Source organism: Campylobacter sp. RM5063, from assembly GCF_024723655.1.
Lineage (GTDB): Bacteria > Campylobacterota > Campylobacteria > Campylobacterales > Campylobacteraceae > Campylobacter_D > Campylobacter_D lari_D.
Window position 1 is genome coordinate 80,240 of record NZ_JANQDA010000003.1, and the last position, 23,337, is coordinate 103,576.

Consider the following 23,337-nt stretch of genomic DNA (forward strand, 5'->3'; position numbering starts at 1 on the left):
TTGAATCATCTTTTTATAGTGCGTAATAAATTTAATGAGCATAAAAAAATCAGTCCAAAGGTGTTTGCAGTTAATGCCTTTTTGCTGGCATTTTTATTGTTTTTATTTTTTTATTTATCTTTTTTAAGTGCTAGTTATAATTTTGATTTTATGGCAATTTATGAGTATAAAAACAAAATGATACAAGGTTTTTTTACGAGTTTTTTTATTAGTGTTTTGTCTTTGATTGTAGGTGTGATTTTTGCTTTGATTTTGTGTTATATGAGTCTTTGTAAAATCGTACTTTTTAATATGTTTGCAAGAGTTTTTATAGAGCTTATTAGAGGCACACCTTTGCTAGTGCAAATTTTATTGATTTATTATATTTTTGCAGATAATTTGGGGCTTGATAATCGTTATGTTTGTGGAATTTTGATTTTAGCTTTATTTGCTAGTGCTTATATTTGTGAAATATTTAGAGCAGGGATTTTAAGTGTTGATAAAATGCAATATGAAAGTGCTAAGGCTTTGGGTTTGAGTGAGTTTGAAATTTATAAAAGTGTGATTTTTCCTCAAGCTTTAAAAAATATCTTAGCACCACTAAGTGGACAACTTAGTAATTTGATCAAAGATAGCTCTCTTTTAAGCGTTATAGCTATTTCAGAATTAACTCAAAATGCTCAAGAAATTAATGCTTTTACCTTTTCTACTTTAGAAATTTATATTCCCTTAGCGCTTTGTTATTTGGTTTTAACTTTACCTATTTCTATGTTTTCAAGAAAGCTTGAAAAGAGTTTTTCTTAAAAGAAAAACTCAAGCTTTTGTTCTTTGAAAACTTCTTGCATATCTTTGAGATATTTTTGACTTAGCTTATCAAAAAGACCATTTTCTTTAGATTTTAAAATAAACTCATTGAGCTCTTCTTTTAATTTGGTATTGTTTTTATTTAAAGCTATAGCCCATTGCTCAGGTGTTTTTTCAAAAGGGGTAAAAATAGCTTTTGTTTGCTCAGGATGTTTTTTCCATGCTTTATAAATACTCATTTGATCATAAATAAAAGCATCAGCTTTTGCTTGAATGACTTCTAAAATAGCTGCATTTTCTTTATCGAATACTAATATTTTTGCATTTTTAAGATTTTTTTGAGCATATAAATGCGCACTTGAACCTCTTTTTAAAGCAAGGATTTTTCCTTTTTGATTTAAATCTTCTATGGAATTAATATTTGATTTTTTAGCGCTTAATATCGCTAAATTTGCCTTAGCATAAGGCAAGGTAAAATCTATTACTTTTTTTCTTTGCTCGCTTATACTCATAGAAGACATGATGAGATCTATTTTTTGAGTCCTTAAAGCAGGTATAAGTCCATCCCAAGCTATGTTTTGAATTTTTAAATCATAGTTTTTTTCCTTAGCAAAGGCTTGTAAAAACTCTACACTAATACCACTTGGATTGCCTTTAGTATCACTCATTTCAAAAGGAGGGTAGGCTAACTCCATGCCTACGATTAATTCTTTTGCATGGAGTGTAAAAAACAAGCTTAGTAAAAAAAGTATTTTTTTCATTTTTTAACTCCAAATTTAGCCAAAGCCCTCTCGTAATCTTCTTTTGTATCTATACCTATGCTTTGACTTTGTATTTTTAACATTTTGATTTTTTTGCCATTTTCTAAGGCTCTTAATTGTTCTAATTTTTCACATTCTTCCAAAGCTGAGTTTTTCAAAGTACAAAATTCTTGTAAATTTTTAACCCTATATGCATAAATTCCAAGGTGGGCTTTAAAATTTTGTTTATAATTTGCCCTTTCATAAGGAATTTTAGATCTTGAAAAATATAAAGCATAATCATTACTATCAGTAACTACTTTAACCAAATTTGGATCATCACAAGCTTTTGCATCTACTTCTTTGTAGCAACTACTCATAAAACAAAGCTCATCTTCAAAAGCTTTTTGGCTAAATTCTTTAAAATCTTTAATATTTTGTGTTTCTATAAAAGGTTCATCAGCTTGGACATTAATGATTAACTCATTTTCATTTAGTTTTAAAATTTGACAAGCTTCGTTGATCCTATCAGTGCCACTTTCATGATTTTTGCTTGTTAAAACTGCTTTTATATTGTGTTTTTGTGCTATTTTTAAAACCTCTTCATCATCAAGTGCCACACACACTTCATCAACTTCTTGCATTTTTTTAGCTGTATAAATAAACATAGGTAAATTATCAATTTCACATAAAATTTTATTTTCAAAACGACTTGATTTTAATCTTGCTGGTATGATTATCATTGTTTTATCCATTCTATAATAGTTTGTTTTAGATTTTTGAGTTTGCAAACTTGATTTTGCTTTTGTGTGCTTATAAATAAGCTTGCGATATTTGGATGAATTTCTTGCTTAAATTCTTTTGCAAGTTCTTGCATGCAAACTTGTTCATCTTGGCATTCTTTGTTATAAATTGCTTGATACATGCTTGGGGTAAATTTACTCCATTGTGCTGTGGAAGTAATAAGCGTAGTGGTGTTAGAATCAAGCATTTTAAAGCAAGTGCAAGTGTGAGGGTCTAAAAGTCCTAAGTGGCTGTATTGTTTGATATATTGCATACACTCATCATCATTGCAAAAATCAGCTTCAAAGTCTTCTTGTAAAAGCTCTAGCTCTTTTTGGCTAAGCTCATAATATTTTTCATTCTTTAAAGCTTGCATTAACTCTTTGGTGCGTTCATCTTTGAATTTATCAAAAAGCAATCTTTCTATATTTGATGATATGAGTATATCCATAGCAGGGGAAATAGTCTTTTGTAAGTTTTTATTTCTTAAATCATATTTACCTGTATTAAAAAACTCACTTAAGATATTGTTTGAATTGGAAGCAATTTTAATTTTACCTATATTTGCTCCCATTTTTTTAGCATAATAAGCTCCCAAAGCATCGCCAAAATTTCCACTTGGAATGATGATGTCTATTGTTTTATCAATTTTTAAGCTAGCATAATAATGATAGATGATTTGAAAAAGTATTCTTCCAAAATTAACTGAATTTGCAGCACTTAGACTTAACTTTTCTTCTTTTAAGGTGTTTTTAAAATCTTCATCATTTAAAAGTGTTTTTAGGGCATTTTGTGCATCATCAAAATTACCTTCAATGGCTATGGATTTTAAATTGCTTGCATTTGAGTGTGTCATTTGTAAAGCTTGAGTTTTGCTTGTGCCTTCATTTGGGTAAATGCAAACTACTTTTATGCCTTTTTTATTTTCAAAGCTTTTTAGCGTAGCAGGTCCTGTATCGCCACTTGTAGCACACATGATTAAAAAATCATCATCTTTTTTTAAGCATTCCAAAAGCACGCCAAAAGGCTGCAATGCCATGTCTTTAAAAGCTCTTGTTGGCCCATGAAATAATTCATTAATATAAAGCTTATCATTAATTTTTCTTAAATTAATAGGGCAGGTTTTATCATCAAAACTCTCATAAGTTTTCAAAGCTTTTTCAAAAACTTCAGGCTCTAAATCAAAATCAAAAGCTGCGATGATTTTTAAGGCTAATTCTTTGTAGTTTAAATTTTTTAAAGCTTCATTATCAAGCTTTGGTAGATTAAGTGGTGCATATAAAGCATTATTAGGTGCACTAGGGCTAAGTAAGGCCTTTGAAAAGCTTACTTGGTGATTTTTATCTTGGGTTGAGTGTAGTAACATTTTTTTCCTTATTGTTAAATTTATCAATATAATCTTGCAAAATTTGCTTAAAGCTGTCTTTTAAAATAATATCAAGATGAATTAATTCTGTTTTAAAGCCAAAATCTTTTACCTTGACATAGTCTTTAAAGGTTAGCATTAAGGTATCACAATTGTGTTTTTTTAAAAGTTTTTCTAATTCTTCTTTTTGAAAAGTGTAATGATCAGCAAAAAAATAACAAGCCCTAGCTTTGATAAAATGCTCATATAATCTAAAAGGCTTTGCAATAGAGCTTATTAAAATAGCTTTTTGATTTTCTTTTACATGAGAATAACGCACAAAATCTTCATTTTCTTTAGCTATAAAATCAGCCCTTTTAGCAAAAGATTTTGGCAAACGATAAGCCCCGCTAGGTAGGGTAAAATCAAAAAAAGGCTCATCTTTGCTTTGTAATAAAATACTAAGTTTTTTAATATGAAATTTAGAAAAAGCATCGTCTAAAAGTATGATCTTTGCTCCAAGTTCGATAGCTTTTTGTATGCCTTTAACTCTATCTTCACTTACTATCACTCCATTAATGTGCTTTGTAAGTGCATACTCCATAGCTTCATCGCCACTTTCTTTAATGCTGCATAAAATTTTATCTTTGTGTTTAACGATGATTAAGCCTTCACTTTGTCTTTTATAGCCTCTTAAGATGATAAAACAATTTTCAAACTCAGCAGCTATGGCTTTACAAATGGGAGTTTTTCCATTGCCTCCTAGGGTTAGATTACCTATGCTTATAATGGGTAAATTAAAATCAAGTTCTTTTTTAAATTTAGTATTTAAAATAGCTATAATCATATATAAAAAGCTAAAAGGTAAAAGCAAAAAGGCTAGAATTTTTTGCAAAAAATTAGGTTTAAAAAAATACCGATCAAGCCAAGTCATATGTATTCTTTAATGTTGTTGGAAGTTTTCTTTTAAAGGCATTGTTTTGCATACGCTCTAAGATTAAATTTTTTAAATTTTCATCAAAATTTTCTAAGCTTTGATTGTTTTCTAAAGCTTTTAAAACTTCATCTAAAACTTCATATTTATAGCCAAGATCTTTTTCATCACTTTGATTTGGCCAAAGATCAGCACTAGGAGCTTTTTGTATGAAATTTTCATGTACACCTATAAATTTAGCAAGCTCAAAAACTTCACTTTTATAAAGTGTAGCTAAAGGATTAAAAGCGCAAGCTAAATCTCCATAAATAGTTCCATAACCAAGCATAAGTTCACTTTTATTAGAAGTGCCTACCACTAAAGCATTATGCAAGGCTGAATAATCATAAAGCAAGCTCATACGCACTCTTGCAGCTAAATTCCCAAAGCGTAAATGGCTTAAATCTTGACAAATTTTTTCATAAGCACAAAGTACTTCATCAATATAAATGATCTTGTGATGAATTTGCAAATGATCACATAGCATTAACGCATCATCTAAATTTTCTTTTTTAGAATATTTTGTAGGCATTAAAAGCACAAAAAGTTTTTCACCTACTGCTTTTTTGCAAAGATGAGCTACTAAAGCCGAATCTATCCCACCGCTTAAACCTAAGATGAGATTTTTATCTCTTGCTTGTTCTTTTATAAAATTGATCAATAATTCTTGTAATTTTGTATAATTCATAAAAAATCTTTAAATATTAATTTTTTAAAATTATATTTGATTTAGTTAAAAGGAAGTTTATATGCGTATTTTGAAACAACCATGTGGAATGTATGAAACAAATTGTTATATTATAGATCATAATAACAAGCAAATTATCATCGATCCAGGAGAAAATGCTTATAAGTTTATCAAAGAAAATACAAGCAAACCTTTAGCTATTTTAAATACCCATGGTCATTATGATCATGTTTATGATAATGCTAAAGTTAGAATGGCTTATGAAATTCCAATTTTTATCCATAAAGATGATGCTTTTATGCTAAAAGATCCTTTTAATTATGGTTTTGAGCATTCAAGTGCTGATGTATTGATAGAAAATGAAAATGAATTTAGTATAGATGAGTTTAAGTTTAAATTTCATCATTTCCCAGGGCATACTCCAGGGTGTTGTATGATAGAACTTGTGGGCGAAGATGTGCTTTTTAGTGGGGATTTTTTATTTTATCGTAGTATTGGTAGGTGGGATTTTCCTTACTCAGATGCAACTAAGATGAAAGAGAGTTTGCTTAAAGTTTTAGCTTATGAAAAAAATTTTAAGCTTTTTCCAGGGCATGGAGAAGAAAGTTCTTTAAGAGAAGAGCAAAGTGCAATTCCTGCTTGGTTAAGGTATTTTCATTAATGGATAAGGTTTTATATTTTTTAAGTTTTTTACTGATTTTAAGTGCGATTTTGAGTTTTTTAAAACCCAAAGAAACAAAAAAGAAATTTTTTCACAAATGTCCATGTTTTAGAGCAGTAGAAAATGGTTTAATGAGTAGAATTTGCATTTATGTAGGAAGTTTTGGTTTTATGTATTCTGTGCTTTATATTGGTTTTGGAGTGTATGATAAAAAGCTTTTTATGATTTTGCTTTTATCTTTTGCGATATGGTATTTTGCTTGGGTTTTAAAAAAAGAATAGCTAGAATTAGCTATTCTTAAAAATTATTTTGTATTAATATATAAAGGTTCAAAAGGACCATAACGATGTTGCTCTATACTAAATTTATCATGTTTAGCATAAGGTTTTACATCCATATCTGCAGGTTTTACATCACGATCTGGAAAGTCTTTATTTCTATTCTTTTTAATAGGTCTTGGTTGAGAATTAATATAAGCTGCCACATCATAAGCTTGTTCTAGAGTTAAGGTTGCATCATCTTTTGGCATATTTGCTTTGATATAACTTGCAGCTTTGATAAGTCTATACATGCCAGCACCTGTGTTGTAACTATCATTTCCCCATAAAGCAGGATATATGTAATAACTCATACTAGGATCATTACTTTTTACCCCCTCTCCATTTTCTCCATGGCAGGCTACGCACTTATTTTGATAAATTTCTTTACCTTTTTTAGGATCTGCTGCTCTTTTTAAAAAGGATATTTTAGGTAATCCTTGTCCTTGTGTTTTTGCTCCTACTTCTATACCTTGAGAAATATAATGCATATAAGCAAGTATGGCTTTCATTTGAGGAGAGTTGTTTGGAAGCCTTTTGCCATTCATGGATCTTTCCATACAGCCATTAATCCTATCTTCTAGAGTGATTATTTTATCCGCTCTTGCATTATATTGTGGAAAGCGTGCATAAATTCCTACAAAACCTGATTGATTTTTTATAGTTCCAGCATTAGCATGACAGCTTGAGCAAGAAAGATTATTACCTGTATAACGATTTTTAGGATTTTTTGCTTGAGGTCCTATATAGCTTGTGGTGTAATTTAAAATTTTATTACCCAAAATGACTGCTTGAGTATAAGGTGAATTTGGAAGCTTATCTTCAATGATAATACCATTTTCTATAGTATTTGGGACTTTCCATTGTGCACTTTGTAAATGGATACCTGTTTGCTTTTTTGCTTGAAGTTTTGCTTGATCAATGGCAAAAGCAGAACTCATTAAAAAAGATAAAGATAAGACAGAATATACAATTTTTTTCATTTTACCTCCTTGAACTTGTCTTATTTTCATCCTATAACTTGAAATTTAAAAAAATATTAAATGTTTTTAATGTAAAAGTATCTTTAAATACTACTATGCCGTTTTTAAAGATAAAAATGATATTATTAATATTTTTTAGAATATGTAATTAATGTTACCTTTTTATACATTTTATCCAAAGGAAATTATCAATGAGACAAAGCATAGCAGAATGGGAAAAACAGGAACTACTTTTACTTTCATTACCCCATAAAAATAGCGATTGGAGTCCTTATTTAGAGGAAATTATGCAAAGCTATGAGGAATTTATTAAAGCTGTGGCAAATTTTCAAAAAGTTTTACTTATTACTCCAAGTGAAAAAGATTTTCAAAGATTTAAACATATAAAAAATGTAGATTTTTTTAAGTGTGATACTAATGATACTTGGATTAGAGATTTTGGTGCAATTGATGCGCGTGAAGATGATAAAATTATAGGGCTTGATTTTACTTTTAATGCTTGGGGTGATAAATTTCAAAGCACTTTAGATAATGCGGTAAATTCAAAACTTTTTGCACAAAAATTATCTGGAAAATTAGAAAAAATTGATCTTATTTTAGAAGGTGGGAGTATTGATTTTAACGGGCAAGGAGTAATGCTTACAACGAGTGCTTGTTTGTTAAATGAAAATAGAAATTCACATTTAAATAAAGAGCAAATTGAAGCTAAGTTAAAAGAAATTTTTGGCTTAAAACAAATTATATGGTTAAATCATGGTTATATAAAAGGCGATGATACTGATCATCATATAGATACTCTAGCAAGATTTATAAATGAAAAAACTATTGCTTATTGTGTGTGTAAAGATGAAAATGATGAGCATTATAAACCTTTAAAGGCTATGGAAGAGGAACTTAAAAAAACAGGATTTGATTTATTAGAGCTTCCTTTACCTAAGCCTTTGTATTTTGAAGGTAAAAGACTTGGTGCTACTTATGCAAATTTTGTTTTTGTTAATGGTGGTTTGATAGTGCCAACTTATAATGATGAAAATGATGCTTTGGTATTAGAAAATTTACAAAAAGCATGCAAAGATAGAAAAATAGTAGGGGTTGATGCAAGGGTGTTTTTAAGACAAAATGGTTCTTTGCATTGCTCTTGTCAAAACCGCTATGAAGGTCAAAGATGAATTTGCAAAAAAGTGCGACTATCATTGCAAGTGTATGTGCTATTTTTTTAGCTATTATAAAATTTGCAGTAGGATTAGCTTCGGGTTCTGTTGCAGTACTTTCTAGTGCGATTGATTCTTTGCTTGATTGTGTGATTTCGGGTTTAAATTTTTTAGCTTTGAAAAAAAGCTCTCAAGGCTCTAGCAAGGAATATAATTTTGGCCTTAGTAAAATTGAAGCTTTAATGGGGCTTTTTGAAGGTCTTGTTATTAGTGGGATTGGGGTTTATATTTTTTATGAGAGTGTTTTGAAAATTCACAATCAAGAAAGTGTAGAAAAACTTGATCTTGGAATTTTTGTCATGGCTTTTGCTATGGCTGTGACTTTGTGTTTGGTGGTTTTTTTAAATTATGTTGCTAAAAAAACAAAAAGCTTGATTATAAAAGCTGATAGCTTACACTATAAAATAGATTTCTTGACTAATGCTTTAACGCTTTTAGCACTTGTGATTATAGCTTTTACAAATTATCATTTTATTGATGGATTATTTGGCATAGCTATAAGTTTATATACGATTTTTTCAGCTTTTAAAATCATTAAGGAAAGTTCCAAAATTTTATTAGATGTAGCTATTGATAAAGAACAAGTTGAAGTGATTAAACAAATCATAAGTGCAAATAAAGAAGTCAAAAGTTTTCATCATTTAAAAACTAGAAAAAGTCCTGATATGCTTTATGTTAGTGTGCATTTAGTTTTTGAACCTACAATATCACTTTTAAAAGCTCATGAGATTGGTGATGAGATTGAAGATAGCATAAGAGAACATTTTAAAGATGATTTTTGGAATATCCATATACATTTAGATCCTTATGATGATTCAGAAGAAGAAAGGAGTAAAAATGAAATTAGCACTCATTCAGCAAGAATTTAAACAAAATAAAGAAAAAACTATAGAAAAAACATGCGAACTTATTAAACAAGCAGCAAAAGAAAAGGCTGAGCTTGTGTGTTTGCAAGAGCTTCATCAAACGCAGTATTTTTGTCAAAGTGAAAATACAAACTTTTTTGATTTGGCAAATGACTATGAAGAGGATGTTAAATTTTGGTCTAATGTAGCTAGGGAAAATAAAGTTGTTTTGGTAACTTCTTTATTTGAAAAAAGAAGTGCAGGGCTTTATCATAATACTAGTGTGGTATTTGAAAAAGATGGCTCCATAGCAGGCAAATATCGCAAAATGCATATTCCTGATGATCCTTGTTTTTATGAAAAATTTTATTTTACTCCAGGTGATTTGGGTTTTGAGCCTATACAAACAAGTGTTGGAAAGCTTGGGGTTTTAATATGCTGGGATCAATGGTATCCTGAAGCTGCTAGGTTAATGGCTTTAAAGGGAGCTCAAATTTTAATTTATCCTACCGCTATAGGTTGGTTTGATAAGGATGAAAAAGAAGAAAAACAAAGACAGCTTGAAGCTTGGATAGGTGTGCAAAGAGGTCATGCTATAGCTAATGGCTTACCTGTAGTAGCTATTAATAGAGTGGGTTTTGAAAAAGATGAAAGCGGTGTGGAAGATGGCATAAGATTTTGGGGGAATTCTTTTGTTTTTGGGGCTCAAGGTGAAGAGCTTTTTAGGGCTGATGATAAACAAGAGCTTTGTAAAATCGTTGAAATTGATATGCAAAGATGTGAAAATGTGCGTAGATGGTGGCCATTTCTACGCGATAGACGCATAGAATATTTTCATGAATTAAATAAAAGATTTATTGACTAAAAGGAGGAAAAATGAAAAAAGTTTTAGTGCCTTTGGCAAAAGGTTTTGAAGAGGCTGAATTTATAGGTATAGCTGATGTTTTAAAAAGAGCAGGGGAGGCTAGTGGAAATTTAGAAGTTATTATTGCTTCACTAGATGATGAGCTTTTAGTGCAAGGAGCTAATGGAATTAGCATAAGGGCTGATGTGAGTTTGGCTAGTGTTGATCAAGAAAATTTAGATGCAATCGCTTTGGCAGGTGGATTTGAAGGTATGATGAATTTAAAAAACAATTCACTTATCATAAAAATCATACAAGATTTACATGCTAAGAAAAAAATCGTAGCTGCTATTTGTGCTTCACCTATGGTATTGGCAAAAGCAGGAGTGATTAACGGGGAGTTTTCTTGCTATCCTGGTTGTGAAGTGGGTATTGAAGGTATAAGAATAAATAAAGCAGTTGTGGTAAATGAAAATGTCATCACAGCAGCTGGGCCTGCTACGGCTATTTTATTTGGTTTAGAGCTTGCTAAACATTTATGCTCAGAAGAAATTTATCAAAAACTTTATGAAGGTATGCTTGTTCCTTTAACAAAATAAACCCTCGCTAATGAGGGTTTAGCTTACATTTGTTTCATAAGCTTGGTAATTTCACCCTCATGAGGAAATCTATCTACTTCACAATTAAACAAGTCTTTTTTAGAGTAAATGATTTTACCATCTACTTCTACTATAAAATGACCACCACCTTTTTCTATGGTAGAAATTTGCGCATCTTTGAATTCATTTTGTATTTCTTCTGCAACCCTTGCAGCTTGTGGTTTGTAATTTCAAAGATTACAATAATAAATTTTTACTTCCATTTTTTACTCCTTTTTTGAAAGTAAGCTATTATACATTTTTTATGCTTGTAAGTTTTAAATTTAAGGTTTTTTTTTATAATAATAAAAAAATACAAGGAAAAATATGAGCCAATTTACACATTTGCATTTACATACAGAATATTCTTTACTTGATGGAGCAAATAAACTCAAAGAGCTAGCTAAAACGCTAAAAGCACAAGGTGCAACAAGTGTTGCTATGACTGATCATGGAAATATGTTTGGTGCTATTGATTTTTATAAAACAATGAGAGCTGAAGGAATTAAGCCTATTATAGGGCTTGAAGCATATTTACATAATCACGATGATTTAAGTGATAAAAGCTCAAGACAGCGTTTTCATCTTTGTTTATTTGCTAAAAATGAAATTGGTTATAAAAATTTGATGTATTTGAGCTCGCAAAGTTATATACATGGCTTGTATTATTACCCAAGGATTAATAAAAAGCTTTTAGAGGCTCATAGTGATGGTTTGATTTGCTCTTCTGCGTGTTTGCAAGGTGAGATTAATTGGCATTTAAATACCAAGAATGAAAGAAATATAAAATTTGGCGCAAAGGGTTATGAGGGTGCAAAAGAAGCAGCTTTATGGTATAAAAATGTTTTTGGAGATGATTTTTACCTTGAAATTATGCGTCATGGTATTGATGATCAAAAATTTATTGATGATTCTATTATCAAACTTGCTAAAGAGCTTGATATAAAAATTATTGCAACTAATGATACGCATTACACTTTTAAAGAAAGAGCGGCTGCTCATGAAGTATTTATGTGTATTGCTATGGGGGTTAAGCTTGATGATCCAGGGCGTTTAAGACATGAGGTGCATGAGTTTTATGTAAAAACACCAGAGCAAATGAGCGAACTTTTTGCTGATATTCCTGAAGCCATTGAAAATACTCAAGAAATAGCTAATAAATGCAATTTAGAATTAAAACTAGGCGATCCAACCCCACCAAATTTTAAATTTACCCGTGAATATGCAAAAAAATATAGTTTAAATCTAGCACAAGAAGATCAAGAATTTAGCTTTGATAATGATGATATAGTTTTTGAGTATCTTTGCAAAAAAGGCTTAGAAGAAAGACTTCAATTTATCGATGAGAGTAAGCACCAAGAGTATAAAGATAGGCTTGATTTAGAAATTAGTATTATTAAAAATATGAAATTTTCAGGTTATATGTTAATCGTTCATGATTTTATCGCCGCAGCTAAGGAAAAAGATATACCAGTTGGCCCAGGGCGTGGGAGTGCAGCGGGGAGTTTAGTTTCGTATTGTTTGAAAATTACAGATTTAGATCCTATACCTTATAATCTTCTTTTTGAGAGATTTTTAAATCCTGAGCGTGTATCAATGCCTGATATTGATGTGGATTTTTGTCAAGATAGAAGAGGGGAAGTGATTGATTATGTGATCGATAAATATGGAGCTGAAAAGGTTGCACAAGTCATTACCTTTGGTAAGCTTTTAGCAAAGGGAGTAATCCGTGATGTAGCTAGGGTTTGTGATATGAGCATACCTGATGCGGATGCTTTGGCAAAATTAGTTCCTGAAGAACTAAAAATCACTTTAGAAAAAGCTTATGAGCAAGAACCAAAAATCGCTGAATTTGTAAATTCTCATCCAAAAGGACGTCAGGTTTGGGACTTTGCTAAAGCACTAGAGGGTTTAAATAGAAATGCAGGTATGCACGCAGCCGGAGTTGTGATATCTAATGAAGCTTTGTGGAATAAAGCTCCTCTTTTTAGGCAAAGCAAAAATGATGAGCGTCATTTAGTTACGCAGTATTCTAAAGAATATCTTGAAGATGTGGATTTAATCAAATTTGACTTTTTGGGTTTAAAAACTCTTACAGTGATTGATAATGCGATTAAGCTAGTGAAAAAGCGTTATGGTAAAGATGTAATTTGGGAAAAGATTGATATGAATGATCCTAAGGTTTATAAAACCATACAAAGTGGAAATACCTTGGGCATTTTCCAAATAGAATCAGGCGGTATGCAAAGTTTGAATGCTAGGTTAAAGCCTGAAAGATTTGAAGATTTAATCGCGGTTTTAGCTTTATATAGACCAGGCCCACTTGATAGTGGGATGGTGGATGATTTTATCGATATCAAGCATGGTAGAAAGGCTGCTACTTATGCATTTGAAGATTTAAAACCTATACTTGAAAACACTTATGGGGTTATAGTTTATCAAGAGCAGGTTATGCAAATAGTGCAAAAAATCGGTGGTTTTTCTTTAGGTGGGGCTGATAATGTGCGCCGTGCTATGGGTAAGAAAAAAAGAGAAATTTTGGATAATCTTAAAGCAGAGTATTTAGAAGGAGCTAAAAAACAAGGCTATGATGAGAAAAAGGCTGATGATTTGTTTGAGCTTATTTTGAAATTTGCTGAATATGGTTTTAATAAATCTCACTCAGCTGCTTACGCACTTATAACCTTTCAAACAGCGTATTTAAAGACTTATTATCCAAGTGAGTTTATGGCTGCGCTTTTAACAAGTGAAGAAAGCAATGTAGATAAGGTCGCAAAATACATTGAAGAGATGAAAAGAATGAATATTAAGCTTTTGCCACCAAGTATTAACAAAGCCCAAAGAGAATTTAGTGCAACTAAGCTTGAAGATGGTTCTGAAGCTATTATTTATGGGCTTGGAGCGATTAAGAGTGTGGGAATTCCTGCGATAGAAAATATTATGGCTATTCGCAAGGAAGAGGGCTTTAGTGATTTTGATGATTTTATAAGCTCGATTGACCCAACTAAGATCAATAAAAAAACCATAGAAAATTTAGCCAAATCAGGCGCTTTTGATGAGTTTGGCTATACTAGAAAATGTTTAGTGGATAATCTTGAGCTTATTTCAGAAACAAGTAGAAAAATCGCTGAAGTTAAAAGAAACTCTACTGCTTCGCTTTTTGGAGAAGAGGAAATAGCTGCAGATATCAAAGTAGGGCTTCATGATAGCAAGATAGAATTTGAATTAATGGAAAAACTAGGCTATGAAAAAGAAATCTTAGGAATTTATGTATCAGGCCATCCTTTAGATAAATTTGCAAGTCAAATAGAAGGTATAGAGTATTTTAAAAGTATGGATTTTGAAACACTCAAAGGCGAAGGTGAGCTTTTGGTTGTAGGAAAGATTGAAGATTTTAAATCGATGATGAGTAAAAGCGGTAAAAGATATGCTAAGACTGTGGTTTTAGACTTTTATTCTACTTTTGATATGATTATCTTTGAAGCTCAAGTAGAAAAAGTTGAGGCACTTTTTAAAGAAAATAAAGATGAAGCCTTTGCTTTTTTACTAAGATATAAAAACAACGACAATGACTTAAGTTTTAGTTTAAATGAAATTTACACCCTAGAAGAAGCAAAGGAAAATGAGCTAAAATCTTTTAGTAAGAAAAAAAGCTTTGCAAAAAAAGAAAACAAAGAAGAATTTACCCAAGAGCCTATGAAATTTGAAGAAAATATCATAGAACTTGATATTAACAAGCTTAGTAAAGATATGGTGTATGAAATTTATGATCTAGCTAATACAAGACACAATCCAAAAGATACTAATAACAAAAAGCTTGTACTAAAAGTACTTGATATGGGTAGTTGCTTGCTTTATCATACAAATTTTGTTCTCTCACAAGAAGCTATGGATGTGATAGCTCAAAAATGTAAAGGTTAAATATTAATTTAAGCTATGATAATCATAGCTTAAATTAATAATATGTTTGAAATTTTTTCTATTAAATCTTTCTCTCTTTTTTCAAGAGACTTTACATTCCACTCAGCATAATTATGTATTATATCTTGAGTTATTGTATAGCAAGTTAAAACCTCTTTGTTTGCATAAATTTCTTTTTTTCTAGTAAAATCATAATTTAACGCTTGAACATTTTTTCTCATAGATATTAATGTTAAATTTGCTAACGCATTAGTCCAATCTTCTCTTTCATCTTCTGTAAATATTTTATCCCAGTTATATTCTTTGTATTTTATAGGTAATACATGTTCTATTTGTATATCTGCATTTAAAGGTATAAATTTATGATGATTATTATCTGTGGCAAAATATTCAAGCATTAGTAAGATAGGTTTATCCCATTTTTTACCATAAACATAATGATATTTTAGGTTTTCCATATAATTTTCTTCTGTGTTATTATTTTTTATATTTTCTAATATTTCGCTTCTTATTTCCTGAATATCGGATTTTTCTTTTACTAATTTTAAAATTCTAAAACTTGTTTGTTTTATTGTAGCAACTGTATTTCCAGCAACCCAATTTTTATAATAATAAGATAATAGTAATTTTTTAAGTTCATTAAAATACTCATAATTATTAAATAAAGCTGTTGTTAATATGCTAGTCCAATATATTTCATGTCTTAAATATTTTAATAAATAAATATACTTATCTTCCATTTTTAATAAATCTATATATGATTTTGAAAAATTTTGTATATCATTAATTATTTCTAGTGAATTTTTATTATTTTTTTTAAAATTATCTAATAATTCTTTATCTAGTCTAGTTTTAGGATTTGAAGTTATGGTGTAATATAAATATACATTTAATAAAGAAAATAACTCTAAACCATTATTTTCAACATTATCATTTATGGAATTCCAAGTAGCTTTAAATATTTTTCTATCTTCATCATCTAAATTATACATCAATGATGATTTTAAAATATCAACAGGACTTAGTGGCATACCTCTATCATTTAAAACATTAAATATTTTAATAGCACTATCTTGAGATGGACAAATTATAACTGTTAATACTACTTTTTCATATATCCAAACTATAAAATCATTTATATTTATTTCTTTATATTCATTTAATTTATTTTGTAAAAGATTTTTAAAATAATAAGCATTTATAATATATTTATTATTTTTTAAATCATTTTCCATTTCTCTGATATTTTTAAATTCTTTAAAATTTATACCTTGTAAAACATTTTGCTCAAAACTATTTTGATTATATTCATTTGTTAGAAATCTTAACTTTCTTTTTGTTTCTTCATATCTATCTTGAATAGATTTTAATATAAAATCTTTTGCTTTATCATTTATTTGTTCCCAATATAAAGCTTTGAAAACACAAGATAAAATTATAAAAGTGGTCATTCTTTGTTGCCCATCTATAATATCAAATCTTTGGTCTTTTTCATTATTTACTAAAACTAAAGAACCGCAAAAATAATTTTCGTCTTTATTGTCAATATATGCATTAAATAAATCGTCAATTAAATCCGATAGATTTTCTTTATCCCAAGAATATGGTCTTTGATAGTCTGGTATTTGATAGAATTTTCTATTATCAGCTAATATATCCTCCAAACTACTTATGCTAGCTTTTATTTCCATTTTTACTCCTTTTAAAAAATTTATTTATTATAGTTAAAATTTAATTTTTATTTGCTTAAAATAAAATTCCTGTTATTATTACTACTAATATAAGGATTATATCAAATAAATTATTTTTTATATAAGCGTAAATTCTTTTCATAAAAATCCCATGTTGATTTTTTCATCATCTGATTTGAGTTTTGATTCTTTTTCTAATTTTTCTAAAAACTCATCGGCGTTTTTGATTTTAAAAATTTTATTTTGTCTAAGGATTAGCGCAAAATCGCCCAAACAAATGTTTTGAAGTCTTAAGAGTCTTTTTGCAATTTGCTTTTTATCAAAGCTTAAATTTAATTCTTTAGCAAAAAATTCAAAAGCCTTTAAAAGCTTTTCTTGTTTTAGTGCCTGAAATTCTATCTTTAGATCAAATCTTCTTATGCTAGCTTTATCAAGGTTTTGTAGGTAGTTTGTAGAAGCTATGAAAATACCTTCAAAATTTTCCATTTGCATAAGCATTTCATTGACTAAGCTTTTTTCCCAGCTTTTATTTGCTTCGTCTCTACTATAAATTAACGCATCGATTTCATCAAGTTGTAAGATAGCATTATCATTAGAAGCTTTTTTGAAAATGTTTGCGATATTTTTTTCATTATTGCCCACAAAAGGATCTAAAATATCACTAAGTTTATAAGAATGTAAAGTTTTGTTTAAAACATTAGCTAGTTCTTTGCCAAATTCGCTTTTTCCACTACCTGCTATGCCATAGCTTAAAATTCTCAAACTTGAATTTTTATCGATATTGTTTATTAGTTCCTGTAAATTTAAATCACATTCTATCAAGCTTAAATCGTATTTTTTGTCTTTTTTTGGCATTGAAATGCCCTGAAGTGATCTTGCTTTTAAATTTTCATTGATCAATCTTACAAATACTTCTTGGCTTTTGCTTTTAAAGATCTTAGCATTATTTGCACATTTTAAAATAAGCCCTTGAGAAAGTTCAGGATGAGAAGCTATATTTTCTATAATGGCTTCATCTATTTTTATATTTTTCTTGTTGAATAACTTTTTTACATTTTGAATTTTCTTTTCTTTGGGCATACTTTCAAGCTCTAAAATCACATCAAAACGCCTCAAATACGCTTCATCCATGTCTTTAGAATTTGATAAAAATACACAAATGCCATTTTCTTCATCTAAGATTTTATTGATTTTTAATTTTTCTTTTAAAGAATCATAGCAAAGGCTATCTTCACACTCATCAAAGACTACCATTTGTTTTTTTGGATTGAGTATCTTTTTAAGTGCGTAAAAATTTGAAATTCTACTTGATTTTTTATCATTTTCGCAATCTTTAACGCACAATGCTTCTTTATCAAGCTCTTTAGCTATGAGTGCGCTAAGCTCGTTTTTGCCTACGCCTGCTTTTCCATATATAAAAATATTTCCTTTTTGGCGTTTTTTTAAAAAAGTAATGATAGTATTTAATTCTTCTTGTATATAGTCAAAATCACTCAAATTTAGTCTAGTTTTAGGTAAAAAATACGAAAACTCACCCATAAGTGTAGTTTTGCTAATATCTTGAGTGAAAATGCTTTCAAAATTGTTTACATCTATACCAAAGGCATCACTATCATAATAGCACAAGGCATCTAGCTTAAAAAGCATAGAATCATCACTTAAGGCTTTATTGACATCTTTTGAAGTGTGGTTGAAAATTTTTTCTATGATCTTTTTGCCCAAAGCAGTGCTATAACCTTGGTGTAAAGCAAATCTACCTTTGTTTGCATAGTAAAAAAACGCAAACACATCACATTCTGCTTGAGTAAAATTTAAGTATTTTTTAAGATAACTTAGATTTTTCTTTAAAAAGCTAGGATAGATAAATTTGGAGTATTGTTTGTAGATAAAACTAGTGATTTTACCATCTTTTTCTAGTGTATCTTCAAATTCGCTGTAAAAATCTTTTTTGATTTGTTTGCTGTTTGAGAGCATTTGTGCGTGTAGTGAGATGACTTTTACATTATGTGAGTAATAATCAAAATCCGTAATGTGAGTAAGAGTAGAAGTATTTGTTTGCATTATAAACCTTTAAACTAAGATATATAATGCAATTATAAACAAAATAACTAGACTTTAGTTGTCTAGTTATGAGAATTATTTGGTGTTTTTTCTAATAATGCACTATAAAATTTTTTGATACTCACGCTAAAATAATCTTTAAAGTCACTAGTACTTATCATATCGCTTTTTGCATTATTGCAAATACAGCAGGCTAAAACACAATTTTCTTCATTGTAGCCTTTATCTGGATTTAGCCTTTCAATTTGCAATGAGCTATTAAAAGATGGTTTTTTGGAAGTTATAAGCTTGTTTTTAAATAGATTTGCTAGATCACTTTGCGCTATTTTGCAGTAATAACATTCTTTCTCTTGTTTTTTATACCATGATATAAATTTTCTAGCACTTCCAAATGGTTCTTTATTATCATTTCTTCTTTTTGTAGAGCGATATCTGCTTTTTAAATCTTTTAATGAGCTTTGCATTTTTTTATAAAGTTTATCATATTTCTCATTGTCAAATTCTCCATGCGACTCATTTGACTTAAAAACTATATAGTCTTTAAGTAACTTATGCTTTTTCTTTAATTCACTCTTTGTTTCTTTTTCATTAAGTTCTTTTATTGCTTTATCCCATTCTGATAAAGCGCCTTTTAGATAAAGCTCTTCAAATTTTTCTTCTAATGTTTGATTTTCCATTTTTAATCCTTTAAATAAATTTAATCATTGTAAAATATTAGCACTAATGCAATGCAAAGCACCACCTTTTTTGATAATAGGCTTTAGATATATACCTATGATTTGCTTGTCTTTATAGATATTTTGTAAAAAGCTTAAAACTCTCTCATCCTCATCTATATCATAAGTTGGCACAAAAATCACCTTATCAAGCTCTAAAAAATTTAAATACGCACCCCATTTGTATTTTTGCATAAATTCTTTAGAATAGCTCATTTTTGTAACCTTAAAATCTTTTAAAGCGGTGTGTAATTTCTCAAAAAATTGCACATTTTCTAAAGAAAAATCATTGATTAATACATGATCTTTGCTTATAAATCTTACCATACTATCGATATGTGCGTATCTATCATAAGCTAGTCTTGGTAAAAAGACTATGTGTTTTAAATTTAGACTTTGTTTTAAAGTATGGATAATATTTTCCTTGCTAAGTGTTGGATTTTGGCTAAAAATTTTCTCACACATAAAGGCAACATCATGTTTTCTTATGAAATTACCTCCATCAAGGATTAAATTTAAGTGATTTTTTAGAGGTTTTATAGTGGTTTTTAAATGTGGATAATTTCTAAGATAATCAGGATCATAAATATAGCTTGTTGCCGTATTTTCATACACTAAAGGCATGAAATCTCTTAACCATATATCATTACTTGGTATTTCTTTAAAAGCGATGTTAAATTTAGCAAAATTTTGCACAAGATTTTGATAAATTCTTTTATGTTTTGATGATAAAAGTGTAGAAATAGCTATCATTCATCGCTCTTTTGCATGCTTAAAACTAACAACTCATCATCATAAATAATGTCATATTGTAAGATATCTCCCCAAAGCTTTAATTTACCTTGTGAATTTTCATAATGCTTTATAGCTAGTTCTTTGAGCTTTTGCATGACTTGTGTTTTATCAAGATAGAGCATATCATTGCTAATAGGAAATTTAAGCACACGCAAATGAGATAAAAACATCAAAGCATGCAAAGGCTCGCTTTTGCGTTTAAAATTTGTTTTTATGATGGCTTTTGCTTCTTGTAATTTTATGTGTTTATCTTTTAATAAAATACTTTGTTCTAAAATTGAATTTAAAATTTCTTTATCTAAGATAAAATCAAATTTTTGTATAAATTCTAAAGAGGAATTTACCATATCATAATGTCCTTTTAAAAGCCATTCTTGTATGCTTTCGCATTCTAAAAACAAAGTTTTTGTTTTGGTAAATTTTTCTACATTGTTATAACCAAATTTCTTTGCAAGCAAAGTCTCATCGGTGTGAGTTAGGATGTGTTTCATGGTTTGAAGCATTTTTATCCTTTTTAAATGATTTGAAAAATCATAGCTAAAAAAAGCAGACAATGGTAGTCTATATTTTTGTAGTATAATTGTGAAAAATATTTAAAGGCATTGTGAATGAAAAATTTTATTGAAGAATTATTAAAGGTTAATGATAAATTTGAAGAAAATACCAAAAAAGGCATGAGTGATATAAATATTTTCGAAGCTTTGGGAGTTGAGTATAAAGAAAACTATCATTCTAAATTTATAGCTTATTTGATCGATCCGCATGGTGATCATTATCAAGAGCTTTTTGCAAATGAGTTTTTAAAAAAGCTTGGAAGATACACAAAAGCTAAGAAATTTAAAAATCTTACAGCCCATGACATAGAAAGCGTAGAAACAGAAGCTTGTGCTAAAGATAATAGAAGAATCGATATACTCATAAGTTTAAAAGATAAAAGATATATCATCATAGAAAATAAACTTTATGCAAAAGATCAACCAGATCAACTCAAAGATTACATAAAACACATAAGAGAAAAAGTTAAAAACATAGATGATTTTCATGAAAATATACTTACTATTTATTTGCATAAAAATGAAGATACCGAGCCTAGCAAATATAGCTTAGGCGCAAGAAATGGATTTAAAATAAATAATGGTCTTATATATGATAGCTATGATAAAAAAATGAGTTTTTATCTAAAAATGGATTATAAATGGATAAAAGAGTGGATTAATGCTTGTATAGGTGTGTGTGAGAATAAAGTTAAAAACAATGAAATTGATAAAAAATTTAAAAATGATATGCAAAATGTAATTTTTACTTTAAATCAGTATAAAACTCTTTTAACTTGGTATGTAGCTATAGATGATTATGTGGCTAAAGATTATGTCATGGAATTTTTGAAATCGAGTAAAGAAAATTTAAACAATGCTACAAATTTATATAGATATACTAAAAATAAAAGTGATTTTAAGGATATAGATTACGATAAATATAAAAAAGCAAAAGAAATAGTAAGAGAGAAATGGGATGAAATTTGTGAAGAATTAGTAAATGATTTTTTTAATGAGCTTGAAAAAGAATTTGAAAAAGAACGAACTATATGTGATGAAAAATGGTTTGGATATAAGCTTGATGAGAAAAGAGTTAATTACGATTGGTTTGATTTTTATCCAAAAATTTATGAAGATGATAATGATGTGTGGCCTAGTGTGGGTGTTTTTTTTGGAAAAAGTGATTATGATAATTTCGGATTGACTTTTAAAATTAATTGCAATGAAGAGGATGAAAAATATAAAGAATTCTTTCAAAACTCAAATATGAGAAATGATAATATCCGCAGAAGTGGCGATCATTATTACTATGATGTATTTGAAAATTTTAACTTTAAAGAAAAATATGCTTTTGCGTATTGGCTAATAAATAATCATGGTAATTGGATGACAGAATTTTCCAAAATTTTAGAAGAGTTTTTAAATAAAGAAACCATAAAAAGCACTTTAGAAAATATAAACAATGAATTAAAACCAAACAAATAAGCATTTATTTGCTTATTTGATCAAGATATTCTCCAACTACTTCTTTGACTTTATTTGCTATAAAATCAGGTTCTAAAACCTTTATATAAGGTATGTAATAATACACTAAAGGTAAAATTTCCATTTCATGAGTTATCTCAAGCTCTATTTCTATGGAGCCGTCTTTGTCTTTACCGGTGATGATTTGTGAATTTAGAGGCTTTCTTTCAAAGTATTTTCGTATCGGTTTTTCTACTAAAAGCCTTACTGTAAAAGGCTTATCAAGGCTAAACCATATAGAATTTACTCTTTGAAGTTTTACTTCTAAACTCTCATCGGTTTGAAAATGCTCTTGGGTTAGGGTGATGTTTTGGATATTTTTTAAATAAAATTTTTTGAAAATATCACGTTTTTTCATATCAAAAGCAAGCAAATACCAAAAGCCACTAAAAAAAGCTAGTTTTAAAGGTTTTACTTGGAAAAGTTTATTTTCGTATTTAAAGACAATTTGTGTTTTGGTGTTGATAGCTTGTTCGAGGATTTGAAAATTGCTTAAATCTTTTTCTTCTAGCTTTTCTGCATCTAAACTAGTATGGATGGGGTTAGAGATATTTTGAGAAAGTTTAGAAAGTAGGGGATGAGCCTTAGCATAAAAGCTATTTCCGGCGCTTTTTGCCATGGTATCAAGCACTTCAAGGATTATTTTTTCATCATCTTGCTCTTGAGCGTCTTTGTTTGTATCAATACGCCATTTTCTTCCATTTTTAATAAGCCCCATAGGCTCAAAAACCCCTTGCATATCTCTTTTTATGGTTTTAGCGCTTACATTGAGTTCTTGGGCTAGTTCTTTTATGGTTATGCCATTTTCAGACTTTACTAATTTTTCATATAAAACTTCAAGGCGTGTTAGTTTGGAATTTGCGATGTATTTTTTAAGATCTTTCATGATTTTTCTCTAAATTTTTTCAAAATATTAACAACAATTGCTTTATAAACAAATAAAGTCTAGTTTATAAACGCTGTAAAACTTATAGTTTGGAAATGAAAGTTTATTTAGAAAACAATGTTTGAGAGTAAAAGATGATAAATATATAATTATTAGAATACAAAAGGTTGTTTTTACTAGGTTTAATTAAGAGTGATGAAAGTATAGGTCAAAGCAGACAAGCTTGTAAAAAATTATATGACTTGTTATATCAGCAAGATTTATCAAATATAAAATTAGAAATCACAAATAAATTTTAGAAAGGAGATAAAAGTTTAAGTAGGCCAAGGTGGTATTCTAACTCCCCTTTTTAAAGGGGAAATCAAAGCTAATAAGCCTTGACTATAATTATACAAA

Annotated in this window: 22 protein-coding genes and 1 pseudogene; 10 read left to right on the forward strand and 13 right to left on the reverse strand. The window is 29.0% G+C overall.

Features of this window, described 5'->3' with window-relative positions; all coding sequences use genetic code 11:
* Window positions 1-783 carry an amino acid ABC transporter permease gene (locus tag CAMP5063_RS01990; RefSeq protein ID WP_263669780.1) on the forward strand — a complete coding sequence of 261 codons (783 nt, stop codon included), beginning with the start codon at window positions 1-3 and terminating at the stop codon, window positions 781-783.
* On the opposite strand, the gene CAMP5063_RS01995 is transcribed toward CAMP5063_RS01990, so the two are convergent.
* From CAMP5063_RS01995 to CAMP5063_RS02015, 5 genes are read right to left on the reverse strand one after another with little or no spacing between them, the layout of a single operon-like run.
* Window positions 780-1,544, reverse strand: coding sequence for a transporter substrate-binding domain-containing protein (locus tag CAMP5063_RS01995; protein WP_220567099.1), 765 nt, complete (start codon window positions 1,542-1,544; stop codon window positions 780-782). The genes CAMP5063_RS01990 and CAMP5063_RS01995 overlap by 4 nt on opposite strands.
* A complete protein-coding gene (gene kdsB / locus CAMP5063_RS02000) occupies window positions 1,541-2,266 on the reverse strand; it encodes a 3-deoxy-manno-octulosonate cytidylyltransferase (protein WP_220567098.1) in 726 nt (241 codons plus the stop codon). Before kdsB ends, CAMP5063_RS01995 begins: the two co-directional genes overlap by 4 nt.
* Window positions 2,263-3,672, reverse strand: a complete 1,410-nt coding sequence (gene thrC, locus CAMP5063_RS02005; protein ID WP_337194713.1) for a threonine synthase — start codon at window positions 3,670-3,672, stop codon at window positions 2,263-2,265. Before thrC ends, kdsB begins: the two co-directional genes overlap by 4 nt.
* Window positions 3,647-4,585, reverse strand: coding sequence for a tetraacyldisaccharide 4'-kinase (locus CAMP5063_RS02010; protein ID WP_337194714.1), 939 nt, complete (start codon window positions 4,583-4,585; stop codon window positions 3,647-3,649). Before CAMP5063_RS02010 ends, thrC begins: the two co-directional genes overlap by 26 nt.
* Entirely contained in the window at window positions 4,572-5,312 is a 741-nt protein-coding gene (locus CAMP5063_RS02015; protein ID WP_337194715.1) for an NAD+ synthase, read from the reverse strand. The genes CAMP5063_RS02010 and CAMP5063_RS02015 overlap by 14 nt, the downstream gene beginning before the upstream one ends.
* 61 nt (window positions 5,313-5,373) lie before the next feature.
* On the opposite strand from CAMP5063_RS02015, the gene CAMP5063_RS02020 reads away from it, so the two are divergent.
* Window positions 5,374-5,973, forward strand: coding sequence for an MBL fold metallo-hydrolase (locus CAMP5063_RS02020; protein ID WP_337194716.1), 600 nt, complete (start codon window positions 5,374-5,376; stop codon window positions 5,971-5,973).
* A complete protein-coding gene (locus tag CAMP5063_RS02025; RefSeq protein ID WP_337194717.1) occupies window positions 5,973-6,254 on the forward strand; it encodes a hypothetical protein in 282 nt (93 codons plus the stop codon). The genes CAMP5063_RS02020 and CAMP5063_RS02025 overlap by 1 nt, the downstream gene beginning before the upstream one ends.
* Before the next feature lie 23 nt (window positions 6,255-6,277).
* Here CAMP5063_RS02025 and CAMP5063_RS02030 read toward each other — a convergent pair whose 3' ends face one another.
* Complete coding sequence (locus tag CAMP5063_RS02030; protein WP_337194718.1) at window positions 6,278-7,273, reverse strand: c-type cytochrome; 996 nt, start codon at window positions 7,271-7,273, stop codon at window positions 6,278-6,280.
* Between the two features lie 191 nt (window positions 7,274-7,464).
* Between CAMP5063_RS02030 and CAMP5063_RS02035 the strand changes: the two genes are divergently transcribed.
* Genes CAMP5063_RS02035 through CAMP5063_RS02050 form a run of 4 tightly spaced genes read left to right on the forward strand, consistent with a single transcriptional unit; the run spans window position 7,465 to window position 10,772 of the window.
* A complete protein-coding gene (locus CAMP5063_RS02035) occupies window positions 7,465-8,442 on the forward strand; it encodes an agmatine deiminase family protein (protein WP_337194719.1) in 978 nt (325 codons plus the stop codon).
* Entirely contained in the window at window positions 8,439-9,353 is a 915-nt protein-coding gene (locus CAMP5063_RS02040; RefSeq protein ID WP_263666199.1) for a cation diffusion facilitator family transporter, read from the forward strand. The genes CAMP5063_RS02035 and CAMP5063_RS02040 overlap by 4 nt, the downstream gene beginning before the upstream one ends.
* Entirely contained in the window at window positions 9,322-10,194 is an 873-nt protein-coding gene (locus CAMP5063_RS02045) for an N-carbamoylputrescine amidohydrolase (RefSeq protein WP_039628382.1), read from the forward strand. Before CAMP5063_RS02040 ends, CAMP5063_RS02045 begins: the two co-directional genes overlap by 32 nt.
* Window positions 10,195-10,205: 11 nt before the next feature.
* Window positions 10,206-10,772, forward strand: coding sequence for a DJ-1 family glyoxalase III (locus tag CAMP5063_RS02050; protein WP_337194720.1), 567 nt, complete (start codon window positions 10,206-10,208; stop codon window positions 10,770-10,772).
* A gap of 23 nt (window positions 10,773-10,795) precedes the next feature.
* On the opposite strand, the gene CAMP5063_RS02055 is transcribed toward CAMP5063_RS02050, so the two are convergent.
* Window positions 10,796-11,035, reverse strand: coding sequence for a SelT/SelW/SelH family (seleno)protein (locus tag CAMP5063_RS02055; RefSeq protein WP_257396702.1), 240 nt, complete (start codon window positions 11,033-11,035; stop codon window positions 10,796-10,798).
* Window positions 11,036-11,138: 103 nt separating this feature from the next.
* Between CAMP5063_RS02055 and dnaE the strand changes: the two genes are divergently transcribed.
* A complete protein-coding gene (gene dnaE, locus CAMP5063_RS02060) occupies window positions 11,139-14,732 on the forward strand; it encodes a DNA polymerase III subunit alpha (protein ID WP_337194721.1) in 3,594 nt (1,197 codons plus the stop codon).
* A 29-nt stretch (window positions 14,733-14,761) separates the two neighbouring features.
* Here the strand turns inward: dnaE and CAMP5063_RS02065 are convergent, their stop codons facing one another.
* From CAMP5063_RS02065 to CAMP5063_RS02085, 5 genes are all read right to left on the reverse strand, one after another.
* Window positions 14,762-16,423, reverse strand: coding sequence for a DUF262 domain-containing protein (locus tag CAMP5063_RS02065; RefSeq protein WP_337194722.1), 1,662 nt, complete (start codon window positions 16,421-16,423; stop codon window positions 14,762-14,764).
* 138 nt (window positions 16,424-16,561) lie between these two features.
* Window positions 16,562-18,484: an AAA family ATPase gene (locus tag CAMP5063_RS02070; RefSeq protein ID WP_337194723.1), complete on the reverse strand. Its 1,923-nt coding sequence runs from the start codon at window positions 18,482-18,484 to the stop codon at window positions 16,562-16,564.
* Window positions 18,485-18,546: 62 nt separating this feature from the next.
* Complete coding sequence (locus tag CAMP5063_RS02075; RefSeq protein ID WP_337194724.1) at window positions 18,547-19,161, reverse strand: hypothetical protein; 615 nt, start codon at window positions 19,159-19,161, stop codon at window positions 18,547-18,549.
* A gap of 24 nt (window positions 19,162-19,185) precedes the next feature.
* Window positions 19,186-19,953, reverse strand: coding sequence for an agmatine deiminase family protein (locus tag CAMP5063_RS02080; RefSeq protein WP_337194725.1), 768 nt, complete (start codon window positions 19,951-19,953; stop codon window positions 19,186-19,188).
* On the reverse strand, window positions 19,950-20,498 hold the full coding sequence (locus tag CAMP5063_RS02085) for a hypothetical protein (RefSeq protein WP_263737282.1): 549 nt from the start codon (window positions 20,496-20,498) through the stop codon (window positions 19,950-19,952). The genes CAMP5063_RS02080 and CAMP5063_RS02085 overlap by 4 nt, the downstream gene beginning before the upstream one ends.
* A 105-nt stretch (window positions 20,499-20,603) precedes the next feature.
* Between CAMP5063_RS02085 and CAMP5063_RS02090 the strand changes: the two genes are divergently transcribed.
* Window positions 20,604-22,016, forward strand: coding sequence for a PDDEXK-like family protein (locus CAMP5063_RS02090; RefSeq protein ID WP_337194726.1), 1,413 nt, complete (start codon window positions 20,604-20,606; stop codon window positions 22,014-22,016).
* 4 nt (window positions 22,017-22,020) lie between these two features.
* Here the strand turns inward: CAMP5063_RS02090 and CAMP5063_RS02095 are convergent, their stop codons facing one another.
* A complete protein-coding gene (locus CAMP5063_RS02095; RefSeq protein ID WP_263737284.1) occupies window positions 22,021-22,941 on the reverse strand; it encodes a helix-turn-helix transcriptional regulator in 921 nt (306 codons plus the stop codon).
* A 173-nt stretch (window positions 22,942-23,114) separates the two neighbouring features.
* Between CAMP5063_RS02095 and CAMP5063_RS08505 the strand changes: the two are divergent.
* Window positions 23,115-23,240 (forward strand): annotated as a pseudogene (locus CAMP5063_RS08505) (DUF5675 family protein); the annotation flags it as partial.
* Window positions 23,241-23,337 lie beyond the last annotated feature (97 nt).

What these genes read in the sequence shown, in the direction of transcription:
- CAMP5063_RS01995 (WP_220567099.1), bottom strand. Translation starts at nt 1,544, where the DNA reads ATGAAAAAAATACTTTTTTTACTAAGCTTGTTTTTTACACTCCATGCA.
- kdsB (WP_220567098.1), bottom strand. Translation starts at nt 2,266, where the DNA reads ATGATAATCATACCAGCAAGATTAAAATCAAGTCGTTTTGAAAATAAA.
- thrC (WP_337194713.1), bottom strand. Translation starts at nt 3,672, where the DNA reads ATGTTACTACACTCAACCCAAGATAAAAATCACCAAGTAAGCTTTTCA.
- CAMP5063_RS02010 (WP_337194714.1), bottom strand. Translation starts at nt 4,585, where the DNA reads ATGACTTGGCTTGATCGGTATTTTTTTAAACCTAATTTTTTGCAAAAA.
- CAMP5063_RS02015 (WP_337194715.1), bottom strand. Translation starts at nt 5,312, where the DNA reads ATGAATTATACAAAATTACAAGAATTATTGATCAATTTTATAAAAGAA.
- CAMP5063_RS02020 (WP_337194716.1), top strand. Translation starts at nt 5,374, where the DNA reads ATGCGTATTTTGAAACAACCATGTGGAATGTATGAAACAAATTGTTAT.
- CAMP5063_RS02025 (WP_337194717.1), top strand. Translation starts at nt 5,973, where the DNA reads ATGGATAAGGTTTTATATTTTTTAAGTTTTTTACTGATTTTAAGTGCG.
- CAMP5063_RS02030 (WP_337194718.1), bottom strand. Translation starts at nt 7,273, where the DNA reads ATGAAAAAAATTGTATATTCTGTCTTATCTTTATCTTTTTTAATGAGT.
- CAMP5063_RS02035 (WP_337194719.1), top strand. Translation starts at nt 7,465, where the DNA reads ATGAGACAAAGCATAGCAGAATGGGAAAAACAGGAACTACTTTTACTT.
- CAMP5063_RS02040 (WP_263666199.1), top strand. Translation starts at nt 8,439, where the DNA reads ATGAATTTGCAAAAAAGTGCGACTATCATTGCAAGTGTATGTGCTATT.
- CAMP5063_RS02045 (WP_039628382.1), top strand. Translation starts at nt 9,322, where the DNA reads ATGAAATTAGCACTCATTCAGCAAGAATTTAAACAAAATAAAGAAAAA.
- CAMP5063_RS02050 (WP_337194720.1), top strand. Translation starts at nt 10,206, where the DNA reads ATGAAAAAAGTTTTAGTGCCTTTGGCAAAAGGTTTTGAAGAGGCTGAA.
- dnaE (WP_337194721.1), top strand. Translation starts at nt 11,139, where the DNA reads ATGAGCCAATTTACACATTTGCATTTACATACAGAATATTCTTTACTT.
- CAMP5063_RS02065 (WP_337194722.1), bottom strand. Translation starts at nt 16,423, where the DNA reads ATGGAAATAAAAGCTAGCATAAGTAGTTTGGAGGATATATTAGCTGAT.
- CAMP5063_RS02070 (WP_337194723.1), bottom strand. Translation starts at nt 18,484, where the DNA reads ATGCAAACAAATACTTCTACTCTTACTCACATTACGGATTTTGATTAT.
- CAMP5063_RS02075 (WP_337194724.1), bottom strand. Translation starts at nt 19,161, where the DNA reads ATGGAAAATCAAACATTAGAAGAAAAATTTGAAGAGCTTTATCTAAAA.
- CAMP5063_RS02080 (WP_337194725.1), bottom strand. Translation starts at nt 19,953, where the DNA reads ATGATAGCTATTTCTACACTTTTATCATCAAAACATAAAAGAATTTAT.
- CAMP5063_RS02085 (WP_263737282.1), bottom strand. Translation starts at nt 20,498, where the DNA reads ATGCTTCAAACCATGAAACACATCCTAACTCACACCGATGAGACTTTG.
- CAMP5063_RS02090 (WP_337194726.1), top strand. Translation starts at nt 20,604, where the DNA reads ATGAAAAATTTTATTGAAGAATTATTAAAGGTTAATGATAAATTTGAA.
- CAMP5063_RS02095 (WP_263737284.1), bottom strand. Translation starts at nt 22,941, where the DNA reads ATGAAAGATCTTAAAAAATACATCGCAAATTCCAAACTAACACGCCTT.